At 51.9% G+C, this 17,853-nt stretch carries 11 protein-coding genes; 10 read left to right on the forward strand and 1 reads right to left on the reverse strand.

Annotated features, from left to right (window positions below; translation table 11 throughout):
• Nucleotide 1 precedes the first annotated feature (1 nt).
• Together wcaJ and ACCC84_RS01280 are read left to right on the forward strand one after the other, a co-directional pair.
• Complete coding sequence (gene wcaJ / locus ACCC84_RS01275; protein WP_039992295.1) at nucleotides 2-1,396, forward strand: undecaprenyl-phosphate glucose phosphotransferase; 1,395 nt, start codon at nucleotides 2-4, stop codon at nucleotides 1,394-1,396.
• Between the two features lie 91 nt (nucleotides 1,397-1,487).
• On the forward strand, nucleotides 1,488-2,819 hold the full coding sequence (locus tag ACCC84_RS01280; RefSeq protein WP_004965239.1) for a cellulase family glycosylhydrolase: 1,332 nt from the start codon (nucleotides 1,488-1,490) through the stop codon (nucleotides 2,817-2,819).
• Between the two features lie 109 nt (nucleotides 2,820-2,928).
• On the opposite strand, the gene ACCC84_RS01285 is transcribed toward ACCC84_RS01280, so the two are convergent.
• Nucleotides 2,929-5,934 carry a DUF4214 domain-containing protein gene (locus ACCC84_RS01285; RefSeq protein WP_004965237.1) on the reverse strand — a complete coding sequence of 1,002 codons (3,006 nt, stop codon included), beginning with the start codon at nucleotides 5,932-5,934 and terminating at the stop codon, nucleotides 2,929-2,931.
• A gap of 659 nt (nucleotides 5,935-6,593) precedes the next feature.
• Here ACCC84_RS01285 and ACCC84_RS01290 point away from each other — a divergent pair.
• The 8 genes from ACCC84_RS01290 (at nucleotide 6,594) to ACCC84_RS01325 (ending at nucleotide 17,851) form a co-directional block, all read left to right on the forward strand.
• On the forward strand, nucleotides 6,594-8,360 hold the full coding sequence (locus tag ACCC84_RS01290; RefSeq protein WP_039992294.1) for a type I secretion system permease/ATPase: 1,767 nt from the start codon (nucleotides 6,594-6,596) through the stop codon (nucleotides 8,358-8,360).
• Nucleotides 8,361-8,414: 54 nt separating this feature from the next.
• A complete protein-coding gene (locus ACCC84_RS01295; RefSeq protein ID WP_004965232.1) occupies nucleotides 8,415-9,746 on the forward strand; it encodes an HlyD family type I secretion periplasmic adaptor subunit in 1,332 nt (443 codons plus the stop codon).
• 50 nt (nucleotides 9,747-9,796) lie between these two features.
• On the forward strand, nucleotides 9,797-11,128 hold the full coding sequence (locus ACCC84_RS01300; protein WP_198772852.1) for a TolC family outer membrane protein: 1,332 nt from the start codon (nucleotides 9,797-9,799) through the stop codon (nucleotides 11,126-11,128).
• A 256-nt stretch (nucleotides 11,129-11,384) separates the two neighbouring features.
• Complete coding sequence (gene galE, locus ACCC84_RS01305; protein WP_004965229.1) at nucleotides 11,385-12,401, forward strand: UDP-glucose 4-epimerase GalE; 1,017 nt, start codon at nucleotides 11,385-11,387, stop codon at nucleotides 12,399-12,401.
• Between the two features lie 676 nt (nucleotides 12,402-13,077).
• Nucleotides 13,078-14,313: a lipopolysaccharide biosynthesis protein gene (locus tag ACCC84_RS01310; RefSeq protein WP_004965226.1), complete on the forward strand. Its 1,236-nt coding sequence runs from the start codon at nucleotides 13,078-13,080 to the stop codon at nucleotides 14,311-14,313.
• Nucleotides 14,314-14,363: 50 nt separating this feature from the next.
• A complete protein-coding gene (gene wzy, locus ACCC84_RS01315; RefSeq protein WP_088499636.1) occupies nucleotides 14,364-15,659 on the forward strand; it encodes an O-antigen polysaccharide polymerase Wzy in 1,296 nt (431 codons plus the stop codon).
• Between the two features lie 100 nt (nucleotides 15,660-15,759).
• Nucleotides 15,760-16,671 (forward strand): glycosyltransferase, encoded by a 912-nt coding sequence (locus ACCC84_RS01320; protein WP_167535638.1) that lies wholly within the window; start codon nucleotides 15,760-15,762, stop codon nucleotides 16,669-16,671.
• The gene (locus ACCC84_RS01325; RefSeq protein ID WP_371901470.1) at nucleotides 16,664-17,851 is read left to right on the forward strand and encodes a glycosyltransferase family 4 protein; all 1,188 of its coding nucleotides are present in this window, start codon (nucleotides 16,664-16,666) and stop codon (nucleotides 17,849-17,851) included. Before ACCC84_RS01320 ends, ACCC84_RS01325 begins: the two co-directional genes overlap by 8 nt.
• Nucleotides 17,852-17,853: the final 2 nt, after the last annotated feature.

The following is a 17,853-nucleotide window of genomic DNA, read 5'->3' on the forward strand; positions in this document are numbered from 1 at the left end:
TATGAACGGCTTCCGTCGAGGCGCATTGCATACCAATGCTTCATTGACCTCAATGATTCAGCGCTTTTCAGATATTTTCATCATCTTTGCAGGCCTCTATTTATCCTGTTTGCTCTCTGGCGCAGATTTTATTATGCAGCACTGGGTCATGGTGCTGATTTCGATCGTTATTTTCCAGATGATCGGTGGAATAACGGATTTCTATCGTTCCTGGCGTGGCGTTCGCGCGGGTCTGGAAGTGCAGCTTATTTTGCAAAACTGGACCCTGAGTCTGTTATTGACCTCCGGGGTGGTGGCGCTGCTGAGTCCGTTCCACAATGAGTATATTGTTTATATCCAGTGGTATTTAATCGTTAGCTGCGGTCTGGTAATTACTCGAAGCATTATTCGCCTTGGCTTGAGCTATATGCGCAATATCGGCTTCAATACCCGTAACGTTGCCATCATGGGCTCGATGCCGGTCGGTATTCGCCTGGCTGAAACGTTGCGCGATGCCCACTGGATGGGATTCAAAGTCCTTGGCATCTACGACAATAGCAGTGCGCCAATCGAGACATCGGTAGAAAAACGGGGCGATCTGAATCAACTGGTGGAAGACGCCAAGTGTGGGCGTATTGACCGTATTTATATCGCCATGTCCATGGAGCAGGAAAAGCTGATCAAAGATACCGTGGCTGAACTGTCGGATACCACCTGTTCCGTCATGCTGATCCCCGATATCTTCACCTTTAATATTCTGCAATCACGCTCTGAAGAAATTAATGGCGTGCCGGTGGTGTCGCTGTTTGATACGCCAATGAGTGGGATTAACCAGTTAATTAAACGCGTTGAGGATATTTTGCTTTCGGTGTTTATCCTGCTGTTTATTTCTCCGGTGTTGCTGCTGTTGGCGGCGATGGTCAAATTCACCTCTGCCGGGCCGATTATCTTTAAACAGCGTCGTTACGGTATGGACGGCAAAGCGATTGAAGTGTGGAAGTTCCGCTCGATGACGGTAATGGAAGACGGCGACAAGGTGGTGCAGGCAACCAAGGGCGATTCACGCTTGACGCCGGTAGGGGCATTTTTACGTCGTACTTCCCTCGACGAGTTACCGCAGTTCGTTAACGTGCTGAAGGGTGACATGTCGATCGTTGGGCCACGCCCGCACGCCGTTGCACATAATGAGCAGTATCGTAAATTGATCAAGGGTTACATGCTGCGACATAAAATGAAACCGGGGATTACCGGCTGGGCGCAAATCAACGGCTGGCGCGGTGAAACCGACACCCTGGAAAAAATGCAAAAGCGCGTTGAGTTCGATCTGGACTATATCCGTAACTGGAGCGTCTGGCTGGATATCAAAATCGTGTTTTTGACGATATTCAAAGGCTTTATTAATAAATCAGCGTATTGATCATATTGGCTCTATTTTTACATACGGCGAAATAAACTCCTGTCTTTTGGGTTCTCAGGCAGTTAACTCTTTATCTACAGCTGGAGGTCAGATGCTGACGATTGCAAGCCGTAAGCTAAAAACCAATCATGGTAAGAGAGCGCTATCCGTTGTCGGTTTTACGCTCTTGTCACTTTTTTACAGCAGCAGCGCGGCTGCTTTTGAAGTCGGAGTCCATACACATTTTCGCTGGTATCCGAAGGATCCGGACAATTATCTGGAACTGGTAAAGCGTTATGGCTTTACTTCCTATCGTGCTGATTTTCCCTGGAGCGGTTTAGAGCAAAAGAAAGGTCAGTACGTGGTGACAGGGAATATGCAAAAGTCTGATAAGGCTTTTAATGACGGCCATGCAAAATATGGTCTGAATGGATTGCTGGTATTGGCTTACGGCAACAAGCTGTACGATCCGTCAGGTTATCCGACCACGCCTGAGGCGATGGACGCTTTCGCCAACTACGCCTATTGGACGGCGAGTAAATATAAAGGGAAGATCAAATATTACGAAATATGGAACGAATGGACCAATGCGACGGCGATAAAACCGAAGCCGCGTAATCCGCCAGCGCCGGAAGTATTTGTGGCGCTGGTGAAAAAAACGGCGGCGGCAATTCGCAAAGCCGACCCGGACGCCATCATCATGACCGGTTCGGCGAATCCAACCGGGACGCGCGATCCGGCCTGGTTCAACAAGATCCTCAAGCTTGACGTATTAAAATACGTTGATGGCGTCTCCATTCACCCTTATTCATACGGTAACGACAATTACGCCTGGCGCACCCCCGAGGGGAACCTTGGCGTCGTGGACAAGTTCCAGGCGGTACTGGCAAAAGCGGCCGGACGTCCGGTGCCGATCTACATTACCGAAATTGGCGTGCCGACCTATTCAGGGAAGGGCGGGATATCGAAAGATGCTGCTGCGCAATACATAGTCAAGTACACCTTCCTGGCCAAGTCGCGCCCGTATATCAAAGGTGTCTGGTGGTACGATCTGCTGGACGATGGCGATAATCCCAAGATTAACGAACATCGTTTTGGCTTGTTAACGCGCAATGGCCAGCCGAAACCGTCGATGTTGGCGTTTAAGCGTGTCTCGGACGTTGTGCGTTCATATTCGGTTGATAAATACCAGGTTTCGCAGGACGGAAAAATCACCATCCAGCTCAAAAACAATCAGCAACATGCAATGCTGTTTTGGCAAGAGAAACCGGTAAAGCAGCCTGATGAGGGCATTGCCTCGACGTTGCGCAGCCTCGTCAGCAGTGACCAGTCGCAGCAGGCGCCGGTAACGCCGCTCAAAGAAGTACGGGGCAATAAGGCGACACCGGAGGGAGATGTGCCGGTCATGGTGCGTTCAGATTCCCCAATCGCCTCACCTTGGTAACGGTAACCTAGTTAAATTGCATGACCTAAGAAAAAGCCCGGACAATCATTGCCCGGGCTTTTTTATTGACGTCAATCGGCTGATTGGCGTCTTGATTGTCGATAGCAGATTACGCGGCTACCAGGTCAGCACTGGCACCGGCATCGGCGATGCCGTTCAGTGCAACCTGTGGTGCGTAGTGCAGCGTATCCAGCAGGTTCTGGTGATTCTGGTCGGTCAGGTAGATTACCGAGTCAGCATTATCCAGCGTACCGTTATCGTTGTTGTCGACGATCAGATAGGAATCGGTATTCAAGCCATCAAATACCACCGACGCCACACCCACTTTCGCGGTCAACGAGTTGCTGTTGCCCAGCCCGAGGATGCCGCCCAGCAGGCCGGCCGCAGAACCCACCACCCCACCCAGCAATGTCCCCAGAATACCATCCAGCACGTCGGACGAACGTGTGCCGTAGTCCGCAATTGCGGTGCCAGACTCATCATTGGAGATTTTCAGGCCGGACAGCCCGTCAACGATGTTGTCCTTCGCACTGCTGAAGTCATTGATGGTCACACCTGCGGCTGAAGTACTGGATTTCAGTTCATAGGTGTTGGCGCCGGCACCACCGGTAACGCTGGTGTTGGCAGCAATGTCGAAGCTGTCTGCAGTCCCGGTACCCGTTACGTTCAACTGATAACCGTTCAAGCCCAGCGCTGTCAGTACTGGCGCCAACAATGTGGTGGTGACCGCGCTCAATGGCAGGGCGTTCAACAGCTGCACGATCAGGCCGTCACCGGTACCGCCGTGTGCCGAATCAAGGTTCAGCCCGCCGGTGTTGGTAGAAGCGTTGATGGTACGTACGTCGGTAAAGCCACTGCCCAGGTTCAAATCAAGCGTATGATCGCCAGACACGTTGATGGTTTGTACCTGATCGTTGGTGCCCGTCAGTGCCAGAACGTTGTCAAAATCACCGGTCCCGCCGGAAGAAATATTCACCGTACGCAGGGCGGTACCAGCCAGCAGGGAACTGCTGCTGCTCAGGCTCAGCGAACCGGCATTGATGTCGGTATTGCTTTCAGCGGTGAAGTTGACGTTAAAGTGATCGGTAGCGTTCTGGCGGAAGGCGATCGCCACATCGCTGGCAGAGGTAGCGTTACCGGTGACTTCCAACTGCGCGGAGTTACCGCCAGCGGCGTTGATCACCTTGACCTGATCGGCCAGACCGGAGAGCACGAAGCCCTGTGAACCGACGGTTGAGGTCGCCGCCTGGTTGGTGGTCGAAACAGAGGTGCTGGACTCGGTAGTGGCATTACCGGTCAGTACGCCGAAGTCGAAGGTATGGTTTGCCGCGGTAGAAGTGCCGCCGGTAACCGTTGCCTTGCCGATATAACCGGCCAGATCCACTTTTTCAAAGTTGCTGAACTGCGAAGAGTTGGACGTAATGGTTGCGGTGCGCAGTAGGGTGCCGGTGATGGCGACGTTCTTGGTGATAAAGTTGGCAGAAATGGTGTCGATACCGTCACCACCGTTAGCGCTAATGCCGCTACCGACGGTGTTGGCTGCACCGGTGGCGGCGTTGCCTGCCCATTTCAACGATTCGTTGCCTGCGCCAAGGTTAAAGTCACCGGTGCCGCTAGCCACGTTGGCTTCGCTGGTGAGCAGCACATGATCCTCGCCAGAGCTACCGTTAAGGATTACGTTGCCGTTATTCACGGTGACGGCGACCCCTGCGCTTACGCCATTATCGGACAGGCTGACGGTGGCGGCGCTGCTGCCGTTGATGGTCAGGTTAGCCAGATTATCGGCGAACTTCAGGTTAACCGCGCTGGCGGCGTTGGCGTTTAACACTACGTCAGTCAAAACGGCAGTTTCAGCGTTGCTCAGCACATGGCTGGCACCGGTATTTACCGTGCCGGTCGCGTTGCCGCCGGCAGTGGTTGCCGACAGCGCTGCCGCAGTTTTGTACAGCAGGCTGGCACCGATATCCGCTTCAAACGCATGCTGCTGGGTCACGGTGGTGGCATCGGTGGCGGTCGAGGTACGCAGATCGTTGATGATGGCCTGAGTGATCGCGGTTTTATCGCCCAGACCACTGTATTGTGCCAACTGGGTAGCATTGGCCGCAGTACCATGCACCAGCGTGTAAACGTGCTGGACAAAATCATCCCCGGTCAGCTGTGCGCCTTTCTTCTGCGATTCGGCAGAATTGAGCAGCGTAGTGATCATTTGTGCAAACGTATCGCCGCTGTACAGCGTTTTACTCCAGGTATCCAGACCTGCAGCGTCAACGCCGCGGCCAGGAATACTCAGGAACGCGGCTGCGACCTGCTCCTGGAAGTTCAACGCTGGCAATTCACCCGGCTGCCATACGTGCGTCGCCGCCTGGAAGTGTTGCTGAGCTACGGTATCACCGGCGGCTACGGTATCTTTCAGTGCACCGATTACCTGCGCCACCACGTCACCGCGGCTAGCGCCACCGTTAATTGTCTCTTGATAAGAGGCCAGCTCGGCGCTGGTTGGGGCACGTTCATAGGCATTCTGGAACAGCGCGGTGATGAATGCGCTATCGGACACGCCATTCAGCGGACTGTTGTTGACGAAACTTTGCGCGATGTCAGCCAGCGTTTTAGCGCCGTTCGCCAGCACGGTACCCCAGTAGTTGACGCCTTCCTGGGTTTGCGTCAGACCGACAACGTGGAAGATCCCCTGAACGTCAGCGGCACCAGCGGAAGCCGCTGCGCTGGCAACCGGGAACAGAGACTGCTCAACTTTGGTTTCAAAGGCGCTTTGCTGAGCCAGTGTGGTGGCGTCAAAGCCCTGATAGCCAATTAAATCACCGATGATGGAACTTACCGCAGAGGCGGATGTTGCACCGTTAGCCAACAGTTCGGCCAGCACGGTGCCGCTTGGTGCACTGCCGTGAACGTTGGTGTAAATGGAGGTCACAATCTCGCTGGTGCTGCGCCCGGCATAGGCAGCCGTACCGGCAATGAATTTCTGAGCAAGTTGCTCTAAAGAAAGTGCATTGGTTTCAACCTTTTGCGAAAAATAGTCTAACCCTGCTTTATCAATATTCTTCCCGGAAATCGCCAGGAAAAAGGCAGCAGTTGTTTGCTGTGTGACTAATGTGGCCATACGTTACCCCTTTAGATATAACCAGAGCTGAAAAACCTAAGCATATTAAGCAGCAGGCCTGTTTAATAAATCACAGGACCCGCAATCCAAATAAATGTGCATGCACGCGAAAACGGCCAAATGTTAAAAAAGACGCATTAATGGCAATTCTGTTTTCACCGTTTAAGCAAAGGAGTGAAAGCGATTTTTGTCAAGATGGTCGGATTATTTTTATTTTTTTAATTATTCGATGGAGAGCTAAGCTTTTTTATTCGGCGGAAATGGCGCTGACCAGAGAAAGGCAAAAATCTTTTTAACAGAGTTATTATAGGGTTATATTTCCAAAAATTATTGTTTATTATTAGTATTCTAATGATTCAATTTGGTGACATTAGGCAAAGTGAACGATTCTTCACCGCACTAACCCTATAGTAACTGATGTTATGCTTTTTGCCTGTCTGTTTATCTAAGAAACCCTATAAGATTCATATTGTTATTTATTCTCTCTGCGATGATTTTTTTTTCGTTGTTATCTTGCCGAAACTCGGATTGTCTAACTATAGTTAATGAAAAAGCCGCTGTAGTCTTGAGCAGGGTTGGGATGATGAGCGTATTAAGATTTTCCTTAGTACGTATCACTGTGGATTTGACTGGCAGCGTAGGTGAAGTAAGGATAAAAAGTGAACCAATTCATACCGCGCAATGAGATTGCGGATGTTATACGCACACGCAGTAAAGTTTTTTGGACCGTTGGTATATTTACTGCATTTATAAATTTATTAATGCTCGTTCCTTCTGTTTACATGCTTCAGGTATATGACAGGGTTCTTCCTTCGCGTAATGAAATCACTTTGCTGATGTTAACGCTGATCATGCTGGGGTTGTTCGGCATGATGGCCATGCTGGAATACGTGCGCAGCATGGTGGTGATCCGCATCGGCAGCCAACTGGATATGCGCCTCAATACGCGTATCTACACCGCAGCATACGAATCAAATCTTAAAAACGGCTCGTCCGACGCCGGGCAAATGCTGGGCGATCTGACTACGTTGCGTCAATTTCTCACCGGTAGCGCCTTATTTGCGTTTTTTGATGCGCCCTGGTTTCCGATCTACCTGCTGGTGATTTTCCTCTTCAATCCGTGGTTGGGACTTTTTGCCCTGGTCGGATCGCTGCTGTTGATCGCGCTGGCGGTGATTAACGAAATGGTGTCGAAAAAGCCGTTGGGGGAGGCCAGCAAACTGTCCATCATGTCCGGCAGTCTGGCGAGCACCAATTTGCGCAATGCGGAAGTGATCGAAGCGTTGGGCATGTTGCCGAATTTAAAGCGTCGTTGGTTTGGTCTGCATCAGCGGTTCCTCAATAGTCAACGTGTGGCCAGCGAACGCGCTGCCAGAGTGACCTCGGTAACCAAATTCGTCCGTCTTTCGTTGCAGTCGCTGGTGCTGGGGCTCGGGGGATGGTTGGCGATCGACGGTCACATCACGCCGGGGATGATGATCGCCGGTTCGATTCTGATGGGGCGAACCCTGGCGCCGATTGAACAGGTGATTAACGTCTGGAAGAGCTGGAGCGCCGCCAAACTGTCCTATGGCCGTCTGGTCAAGTTGCTGGATGAGCATCCGCAGCGCGGAACCGGCATGTCGCTGCCGCGTCCGGAAGGGGTACTGTCGGTCGAGGGCGTTACCGCCGCTCCGCCGGGATCCAAGGTCGAAGCGGTGTTGCACAACGTGAGCTTTGCGCTGCAGCCCGGCGACGTGTTGGGGATTATCGGCCCGAGTGCATCGGGCAAGTCGACGCTGGCGCGTTTGCTGGTCGGTATCTGGCCGGTCAGCGAAGGTATTGTCCGCCTGGACAATGCCGACATTTATCAATGGAACAAGGACGAACTGGGGCCGTACATCGGCTATCTGCCACAGGATATCGAGCTGTTCGCCGGCACCATTGCCGAGAACATCGCCCGCTTTAACGAAGTGGACTCCGAAAAGGTCATCGAGGCGGCCAAACTGGCCGGCGTGCATGAACTCATTTTGCGCTTCCCGAAAGGCTATGACTCGATTATCGGTAACGGCGGAGCCGGCCTGTCCGGCGGCCAGAAACAGCGTATCGGGCTGGCGCGGGCCTTATATGGCGATCCGTCGCTGGTGGTGCTCGACGAGCCGAACTCCAATCTGGACGACGCCGGCGAGAAAGCCTTGAACCAGGCAATTCTGTTCCTCAAACAGCGCAATAAAACCGTGATCCTGATTACGCACCGCACCAATTTACTGTCGATGACCAGCAAACTGTTACTGCTGACCAATGGCGTGGTCAATGCGTTTGGTCCAACGCAACAGGTATTGCAGGCGTTGACCAATGCGCAGAAAGCCCAGGCTAGCCAACAGGCGGTGCGCGCGGTGAATACACCGACGGATGAAGGCAACTTCCCAAAAACTCAAACAAATTAGTTGTGAACTTGCCTGGCGGTGCTGTCATGGCCGCCTGCAGTCAAAGGAGTTGGTATGTCTATGCAAATTGGCGAGCCGCAGGACTCGTATTCACAGCAGATCCCGCAGGATGAACGTCGTTTTACCCGCATGGGGTGGCTGGTGGTGGGCGTGGGGCTGTTTGGCTTCTTCGCCTGGGCGGCCTTCGCGCCGTTGGACAAAGGCGTGGCGTCACCAGGCTCGGTGATCGTGTCCGGTAACCGCAAAACGGTGCAGGCGCCGGCCAGCGGTATCATCAAAAACATCGCGGTAAAAGAAGGCGACAAGGTCAAGGCCGGCGAAGTATTGGTACAGCTGAGCCAGGTACAGGCGCAGGCGCAGGTTGATTCACTGCGCGATCAGTATTACACCACCCTGGCGACGGAGGGCAGACTGCTGGCCGAACGCGATGGGCTGGATAAAGTCACCTTTTCACCGGTACTGCTGCAGTTGCAAACGCAGCCGCGGGTAGCGGAAATCATTGCGCTGCAAAACCAGCTGTTCCATTCACGTCGCCTCGGCCTGCAAAGCGAAATTGATGGTTATAAACAATCGATGGATGGCATGCGCTTCCAGTTGAAAGGGTTGCAGGATTCCAAGGTCAATAAAAACATCCAGCTTGCCAGCCTGCGCGAGCAGATGAACAGCATGAAACAGCTGGCGGCAGACGGCTATCTGCCGCGCAACCGCTATCTGGAAGTGCAGCGCCAGTTTGCCGAAGTCAATGGCAGCATCGATGAGACCTTGGGACGCATTGGTCAACTGCAGAAACAGCTGCAAGAGTCGCAACAGAAAGTGGATCAACGTTTTGCCGATTATCAACGGGAGGTTCGAACCCAGCTGGCGCAAACGCAGATGGACGCCAGTGAATTTAGAAACAAGCTGGAAATGGCGAACTTCGATCTGGGCAATACCGCAATCACCTCACCGGTCGACGGCACGGTGGTCGGTTTGACTATTTTCACTCAGGGGGGCGTCGTGGGAGCGGGAGATCACCTGATGGATGTGGTGCCAAGCCAGGCCAATCTGGTGGTGGATGCGCGCTTGAAGGTAGACATGATCGACAAGGTCTATCATGGCTTGCCGGTCGATCTGATGTTTACCGCCTTCAATCAGAACAAAACCCCGAAAATAGAAGGCTCGGTGACGCTGATTTCCGCCGACAGACTGGTGGATAAGGCCAACGGCGAACCTTATTACCAGATGCAGGTAACGGTGACGCCGGAAGGGATGAAAAAGCTCAACGCGGAAGAAATCAAGCCGGGTATGCCGGTTGAGGTGTTTGTTAAAACCGGTTCGCGTTCGCTGCTCAGTTACCTGTTTAAACCTATTTTGGATCGCGCTCATACTTCATTGACTGAGGAATAATTTTGAATCGATTTAAACGGCGGGCGACTGGCCTGGTGGCCAGCGCCTGTATGTTTGCGATGTCTGCGCCGGTTTATTCGATAGGGATTTTGGACGCATACTCGCTGGCACTTGATAAGGATCCGACCTTCCAGGCGGCATTAAAAGAGAAGCAGGCAGGGGACGAAAACAAAAATATCGGTCGAGCCGGCTTGCTGCCAAAAGTGGCATTCAACTACCAGAACGCCCCCAAGAACTGGCAAACGGTGAAACAACCGCAGAGCAATATATTTACCGGCGAAACGATCCAGACCACCAACAGTCAGCAATATCGCAGTTATTCCGGCTCGGTGACGCTGACCCAGCCGGTGTTCGATTACGAGGCCTATGCGCGATATAAAGCCGGCGTGGCACAGACGCTGATGTCTGATGAGCGTTACCGTGCCAAATTTATGGATCTGGCGGTGCGCGTGGTTGGCGCTTACGTCGAAGTCGCGTATGCCAAAGATCAGATTGCCTTGGCAGAAGCGCAAAAGGCGGCCTATAAAGAACAGCTGGCGCTCAACGATCGTTTGCTGACTGCCGGTGAGGGGACGGTCACCGACCTGTCCGAAACGCAGGCGCGTTATAGCCTGGCCGAAGCGCAGGAGATCGAAGCGCGCGACGCGCTGGACGCGGCGCAGCGGGAACTGGAAGTGATCATCGGCATGCCGCTCAGCCAGTTTGACGAGTTACAGGTATTGCGGCCGGGCAAATTCCAGATCGCGCCGTTGATCCCCTCCAAGTTTGAGGAGTGGCAGAAAATTGCCATGCAGAACAACCCGGAACTGGCGGCTTCGCGTCATGGGGTGGATGCAGCCAAGTACGATGTGGAACGCAGTCGTGCCGGCTTTATGCCGCAGGTACAGATTTACGCCAGCCATTCCGAGAATGACTCCAGCAGCGATAACACCGTCAACCAGAAATACCGCACCGACAGCATTGGCGTGCAGGTCAGCATGCCGATCTATTCGGGCGGCGGTGTCGCCGCCTCGACCCGCCAGGCGGCGGCACGCTATGGTCAGGCGATGTACGAGATGGATGCGCAGGTAGGCACCACGCTCAACGATTTGCGTAAACAGTTTAATTTGTGCATCAGTAGTCGCGCCAAGCTGGCGGCCTATGAGCTGGCGGTCAAATCGGCCACCACCCAGGTGGAGGCCACGCGTAAAAGCGTGCTGGCCGGGCAGCGTGTCAACGTTGACGTGCTCAACGCCGAGCAGCAACTGTACAGCGCGCAACGCGATCTGGCGTCGGCCAAATACACCTACATAAAATCCTGGATCACCTTGCTGAGCGATTCCGGCACCCTTGATGAGAACGATGTGAAACGCGTAGCGCAGTATTTCGCGCGGGCGAAGTAGGCATTTCCCCGGCCTGACGGTGTCTTACCGTCGGGCCTTTTCAGTTCTTTCTGACAGATCTCGGCGCGGCCTCGTTTTACTCTCATCCAGCCTTATGACCTCGGACGTGAAGGTTGACCGCAGCAACCCGCGGTTTTTTTGTCCATTTCTACTTTGATGACGGTGACAGTTAGCACACAGAAAGATAATTAAGGAGTAGAATAAGGCAGCTGAGTTCGAACTATATCGTGCCATCGGGCACAAATGAGGAGAAGTTATGGCGATTTTGGTCACCGGCGGTGCCGGCTATATTGGGTCACATACCGTATTGGCGCTGTTAGAGCGTGGTGAAAATGTCGTAGTACTGGATAACTTGTCGAACGCATCCGAGGTATCTCTGCACCGGGTCGAACAATTAACCGGCAAGGCCGCGGTGTTCTATCAGGGCGATATCCAGGATCGCGTATGCCTAAAGCGCATTTTTGACGCGCATGACATCTCCTCGGTGATTCATTTTGCCGGTCTGAAGGCGGTCGGTGAGTCTACCCGCAAGCCGTTAGAATATTACCAGAACAACGTTGCCGGCACCCTGGTTCTGCTGCAGGCGATGCGCGAGGCCGGCGTACACCAGTTTATCTTCAGTTCTTCTGCCACCGTCTATGGCGCCAATGCGCCGGTACCGTACGTAGAAACCACGCCGATCGGCGGCACAACCAGCCCTTACGGCACCTCAAAGCTGATGGTCGAGCAGATTCTGCAGGATTTCGCCAAGGCCGAGCCGGCGTTTTCCATTATCGCGCTGCGCTACTTCAACCCGGTGGGAGCGCATCCTTCGGGGCTTATCGGTGAAGATCCGAACGGTATTCCTAACAACCTGTTGCCGTACATTGCGCAAGTGGCCATCGGCAAACTGGAGAAGCTCGGTATCTTTGGCGGCGACTATCCGACCAAGGATGGCACCGGGGTGCGTGATTACATTCACGTTATGGATCTGGCCGAAGGGCATCTGATGGCGATGGATCATTTAAACGGCAACAGCGGCTGCAAAGCCTACAATCTCGGCGCCGGGGTCGGTTACTCGGTGCTGGAGATGGTTCATGCCTTTGAAAAAGCCGCTGGGGTAACGATCCCCTATCAAATTCTGCCACGCCGAGACGGCGACCTGCCGGCGTTCTGGGCCGATGCCGCGTTGGCCAAGCGGGAGCTGGGTTGGGAAGTCAAACGCGGCATTGATGAAATGATGCGTGATACCTGGAACTGGCAGAGCAACAATCCCCAGGGATATAAAAAGTAAAATCAACCCGTTGCCGGCAAGCGGATCCGCTGCGGAATAAGCTTTGCCGGCAAGGTAATAACGTGCGTTATTATCTGCTGGTGCATCAGATCGCTATTTGACTCGGCCAACTGAGGCGCAAATTAAATATGCGGTTCTGGCGTCGGGCAGGGCAAGCGCTAAGATATGTCTTAGCGGAGGCAAATCAGGCAATCGGTTTTTTTTAAATCATTTGTATTTGCTGGCGAGGGGAAAACGGCCTACTATCGCTGGCCAGCGGCGCTGTTGGTGTTTCAGTCGCTATGGTAATATTGGCCAAATTTGTTTAGTAAATGTATTAACAGCGGTTATCTAATTGACACGCGCTGGCAGAAACTGGACGTCAAGCCGGGCGTTTTTGGTCGATGAACGCCGTTTATGAAATCCCCAGTGCATTGGTAGCTGCAAGCCAAGGGCGGTAGCGTGCATAAAATCGGCGCTGTCGAGGCGTGCTGCAGGTTTAAACCCCGATGTTATTTCCGAACCAAACAAGTCGCCGGCGTATAATGTAAACGGTTTTCATTACGCAGTACGGCTATCTGTTAAATTTTCTTCATTGTTTGCTGGCGAGTTAAGCCAGAAATAATGCCATTTTCGTCAAACCGTGGCCTTCTGAAACAGGTTTGAGTAATAAACAAGCGCATGGCTGAGTAGTAAAATGATTAAAGAAATATTATCAGATGGTTTTTATTCGCTGATTAATAAAATATGTTATTTCAGTCTTAAAACGCTGGCCATTATCCTTATTACCCGTTCTTTAGGTATCGAAAACGGCGGGGACTTTGTGCTGCTGGTCGGTATCATCGAAATCATGCGGATCGTGGTTGATTTCGGTGTCGATGTATTTGTTATCCGTCGTTATACCGAATTACAGCAGCAAGAAAGAACGCGGTTGCTTGAGTTGGTGTGTTTACAAAAAATCAGCGTTGGTGTGATCGTCAGCCTGGTGGTTTTTTCCGTGTTGATTTTCCAAGGCTATGAGGCAGGTTTCCTGCTGCCATTAGCGCTGGTGTTGCCTTTCTCGTTATTATTTAATCTGGCAGTCAGTTATTTTCAGTCGCAGAACAATAACCGCATGCTGTTGGATCGGGTTATTTTGGCCACGTTGTTACTGGGGGTGTTTTTTGCCATCAGTTATTTTTCGGCCATGGCGTTATCACCCTGGGTATATCTGTGCGTTGAGGTGATCTTCTCGTTGCTGGTGGTGAGTAAACTGATGTTCGCCACCGATTTTTCCTGGCTGCGGGTATTGCGCCTCAGCCGGTTAAAAGAGATTGCGCCGCTCTATCGACATACCTACAGCATTGGGCTTACTGCGGTTATCGTCATATTTTACAGCCGTCTGGATAACTTCTACATCAAGCATTTCTCGCCGGAAAACCTGGCTGCCTATGGGCAGGTTTTCCGCATGGTCGATCCGCTGGTGATGGTGTCATCGGTGCTGTCGACGGTGGCATATGCCAAGTTCTGCGGTATTCCGCTCGGTTTCAATCGTAATTGCTCGGCGTTGTTAACCAAGTTTTTCGGCTTGATTATTGGCTACACCCTATTTTCGACGCTCGCTTATTACCTGTTGATACTGCTGTTTGGCAAGTATTTCCTGCTGGATAATGCGTATACCCAAAGCCTGATCGTGATCTTCTTAATGATTGCCGCGGTCAAGTGCGTTAACGGCGCGCTGACGGCAATGCTGCAATCGCAAGGGTTATTCAAGGTCGGTCTGTTTACCTCCATTCTGTGCTTTATCGTCGCATTGCCGGCGATGTACTATGCCACCACCCGTTGGGGGGTGACTGGCACCGCAGGCTCTATTCTGCTGGTAGAGTCGATCAGTTTTGTCTGCTTATTACTCTTCCTGTTTATCTATATGAAAAAAGACAAGCCTACTTTATGAGCCAAACCTATTCCCCCCTGCAGATAGACATGAGGAAGCAAAATGTCGTTTTGACATTTTCTCTTGCCGCGCTGTTTGCGGTTTTCATGGCGATAACCTCGGCGCTGAACCTGCTCGACAGTAACAGAAATATTACCTTTGCCATCGTCAGTATCCTCTTCTTCAGCGTGTTGGCGTTTTTCTACTTTAACCGGATACGTTACTTCTCGCTGGCGCTGATGTTCTGCTTTATGTTTTCGCTGATACTGGGCATACCGGCGGTCTATCTTATCTATACGACCACGGACGCCAATTTTCAGCTTTTTTTACTGTCGGTTATCTGGGTCAACCTGTTCCTGTTTGCCTGCTGTCCTCTGTTTGAGGTCAAGGCCACGACCTGGCGCAACGAGTATCAGTTAAGCCAGATTTTCTATCTGGTGTTTCTGCTGGTGGCGGTTTGCCAGTTTTATAAAATATTTGTCTACGCATCATTCCTGATTTCTTCCGGGCTGGGTCACTTGGCGATTTATACCGAGGGCGATGAGTTGCACGCCTCGGTGCCGTTTATCATTCGTTCGATCAGCGGGTTCTCCAATGTGCTCGGTCTGGCGGTGTTCCTGTTCCCCAGCTCTAAAAAGGTGAAGTTCATTGGCTTGTTGATGATTGCCTCGGATCTGGTGATCGGCGTCAGGAACAAGTTTTTCTTCTCATTGATGGCGCTGTTCATTTTGGTGGCAATACAAAACAGACAACGGGGTTACCAGCTGTTTAAGCGTATGACCGGGGTGGTACCGGTGATCGCGGTGTTTGTGTTGCTCAGCGTGGTGTCATACGTGCGTGAAGGTTTTACCATCGATTTCACCAGCTACCTGCTGATCGTGCTGGATTCGCTTTCTTCGACCGTGTTTGGCATCAAGGACGTACTGCAAATGTCGAGCGGGCCGGAGGTATTGGCCGGCGTCGACCCGGCCCTGGTGTTCAGACAGTTCTTCGATCTGATTGGCATCGGTAGCGGTGACGCAACGGTTGCACAGGCCTATACCCATGTGGCGCTCTCCGGTGCCAGCGAGGGGATTGCCCTGTCATCGTCGATTCTGCTTGAGTCGATGATTGTCTCCACGGTGCTGTTCCCGCTGGTGCTGTTCGGCTATTGCATCCTGTTTATCGTGGTGATTGATAAATTATTGCAAACGCGCAATCCAATTCTGAACCTGTGCGGTATCGCCATGCTGCCGTTCCTGTTCTATACGACCCGCGCGGAGATGGTTCAACCCTTCGTCTCGTTGTTTAAAGCGTTGCCCGTTATTTTGATTTCCTATCTTTTTTTTGTAAGGCCACAGCAATCTGATGAAAAAAATCTTGATTAACAATTTTTTCTCTGGCTACCTCCATCGAGGTATCCCGGTATACTGTGACAATCTTGCGTTTGCCCTGAATAAACTGGGCTATGAGTGTGTCCAGCTGCGCATGCCTCGTTTATGGTACAAGCTGCCACGCGGGCTGATTAATATTCTCTTTGTACTGTTCGAGCAATGCTACGTACCGCTTTACGCCTGGTTTTCACGGGCGACAGTCACCATTTATCCTTATAATTCGATCGCCCTGTTGGGGGCGCTCTCGCCAAAGTCGGTGATGGTGGTGCATGACTTTATCCCGAATAAAAAAACCAGCTTTGCGGCGTTGTATATTCGTATCAGTCAGCAGTTTGCCTGCGCCTTGAAGCGCAAGGTGTTTTTTGTTTCCCAGGCGATCTTGCGGCAGGCCAATATCTATAACTGCTTCCCGGCGTGTGAAAAGCGCGTTTTACTCAACGGTTTTTATCGCTTCGAGAGCCTGATTGCCAAAACCAGCCCTTCGGATGAAAAGTTCATCCTGCTGTGTTCCGGACGCGGCGAAAACAAAGATTTCCACGGCGCGCTGATGCTTTACCTGCAAAGCGGGTTATACCGCCAGCTGCCGCTGCGGGTGATTGGCATGAGCGGCGATCGTTCGATGCTCGCACGGCCCGAGTTCGCGGCTATTCAGCAGCACGTGACCATCTATCCGCAGATTGCCGATGAAGACATTGTCGCACTGTATCACTCTTGTTCGTTTGTCTGGGCGCATTCGCTTAACGAAGGGTACGGGCGTACCATTGCCGAAGGTAAACTGGCCGGTAAACTGGTCCTGGCGTCCGACATTGCTACCTTCAAAGAGCAGCGTGACGAATTTGTCTGGCTGTACCGCGACGGCCATGACTTCAAGCAAGGGCTGGCCGCCATGGAGCGTTTCTTGGGGCAAGGGTTTGGCGACGCGTTTTATTCGCCGCGTGCGCCGCAAGAGCATCATCAAATAGAAAGTGAATTAAACCGTCTACTGAAGAGAGGGAACGGTGAATAAAATTTTGATAGTCACCCCGCGGTTTCCATATCCGGTAATTGGCGGTGACCGTTTGAGAATATTTAATATTTGCAAAGAACTCGCCAAAAAGTATGAATTGATTCTGGTCTCTCTCTGTGAAACGCCAAGCGAATTAAACTATCCGGTGCCGCAGGACGGCGTATTTTCAGAAGTGCATCGCGTCATGTTGCCCACCTGGAAATCCCGACTGAACACACTGCTGACAATGGTAAACGTTTTTAAACGTACGCCATTGCAGATTGCCTACTACCGTTCGGACGAGTTTCAACAGCTGGTCAACAGCAAGGCCAGAGAGTGTCAGCTGTTATTGGCGCACCTGGTGCGCACCAGCGAATACATCGTTAATCTTCCCCAACCTAAAGTGGTAGAGATGACCGACGCCATCTCGATGAATTACGAACGGGTGCGTCAGGTCGCGGGTAAGGCGGGGTTAAAAAACTTCATTTACTCGCTCGAGCAAAATCGCTTGAACTGTTATGAAAGACAATTAATCGAAAAAATTGATTTGGCAGTATTTGTTTCTAAAGTAGACAAAGAATATTTATATAAAAATAACTACGATAATAAAGTTTTGGTGTGTTCTAACGGCGTAGATATGTCGTCCTACACTAACAGCGAAAAGAATGATTCAAAACGTTTGGTCTTTATCGGCAATATGAATTCCGTGCAGAACATGGATGCCGCCCTGTGGTTTGCCAGTAAAGTGATGCCGGTATTACGCCAGCATGGCGATTATACCTTCGTGGTGATTGGCCGTATCCAAGAAAGCAGCATCAAGAGCCTGCTGCAGTACCCAGGCGTTGAAGTGACGGGGGAGATCGAAGACATCGGTCATTATACGGTGCCGGCACTGGCCGGTATCTGTTCCGTGCGCCTTGGCGCCGGCGTGCAAAACAAAGTGCTGGAATATATGGCGCATGGCATTCCGGCGATTGTTTCTTCCATCGGTTATGAAGGCATCCATGCGCAGCCGGATCGGGATCTGATCATTGCCGAAAGCGTAGACGACTACGTACAGGCAGTTTTGAAACTGAACAGCAATCAAGACTACTATCAACGCATTTCGCTAAACGGCAAGGCCTTCATTGCACGCAATCAAAGCTGGGCCACGCAATTACAACCGTTTGTCGAGCAGATTGATAAATTAATCGAAGGTTAACT

Source organism: Serratia odorifera, from assembly GCF_041448735.1.
Classification (GTDB): domain Bacteria; phylum Pseudomonadota; class Gammaproteobacteria; order Enterobacterales; family Enterobacteriaceae; genus Serratia_F; species Serratia_F odorifera.

Coding starts and splice junctions, on each gene's coding strand:
- wcaJ (WP_039992295.1), top strand. CDS start 2: ATGAACGGCTTCCGTCGAGGCGCATTGCATACCAATGCTTCATTGACC.
- galE (WP_004965229.1), top strand. CDS start 11,385: ATGGCGATTTTGGTCACCGGCGGTGCCGGCTATATTGGGTCACATACC.
- ACCC84_RS01280 (WP_004965239.1), top strand. CDS start 1,488: ATGCTGACGATTGCAAGCCGTAAGCTAAAAACCAATCATGGTAAGAGA.
- ACCC84_RS01320 (WP_167535638.1), top strand. CDS start 15,760: ATGCCTCGTTTATGGTACAAGCTGCCACGCGGGCTGATTAATATTCTC.
- ACCC84_RS01300 (WP_198772852.1), top strand. CDS start 9,797: ATGTTTGCGATGTCTGCGCCGGTTTATTCGATAGGGATTTTGGACGCA.
- ACCC84_RS01285 (WP_004965237.1), bottom strand. CDS start 5,934: ATGGCCACATTAGTCACACAGCAAACAACTGCTGCCTTTTTCCTGGCG.
- ACCC84_RS01295 (WP_004965232.1), top strand. CDS start 8,415: ATGTCTATGCAAATTGGCGAGCCGCAGGACTCGTATTCACAGCAGATC.
- ACCC84_RS01310 (WP_004965226.1), top strand. CDS start 13,078: ATGATTAAAGAAATATTATCAGATGGTTTTTATTCGCTGATTAATAAA.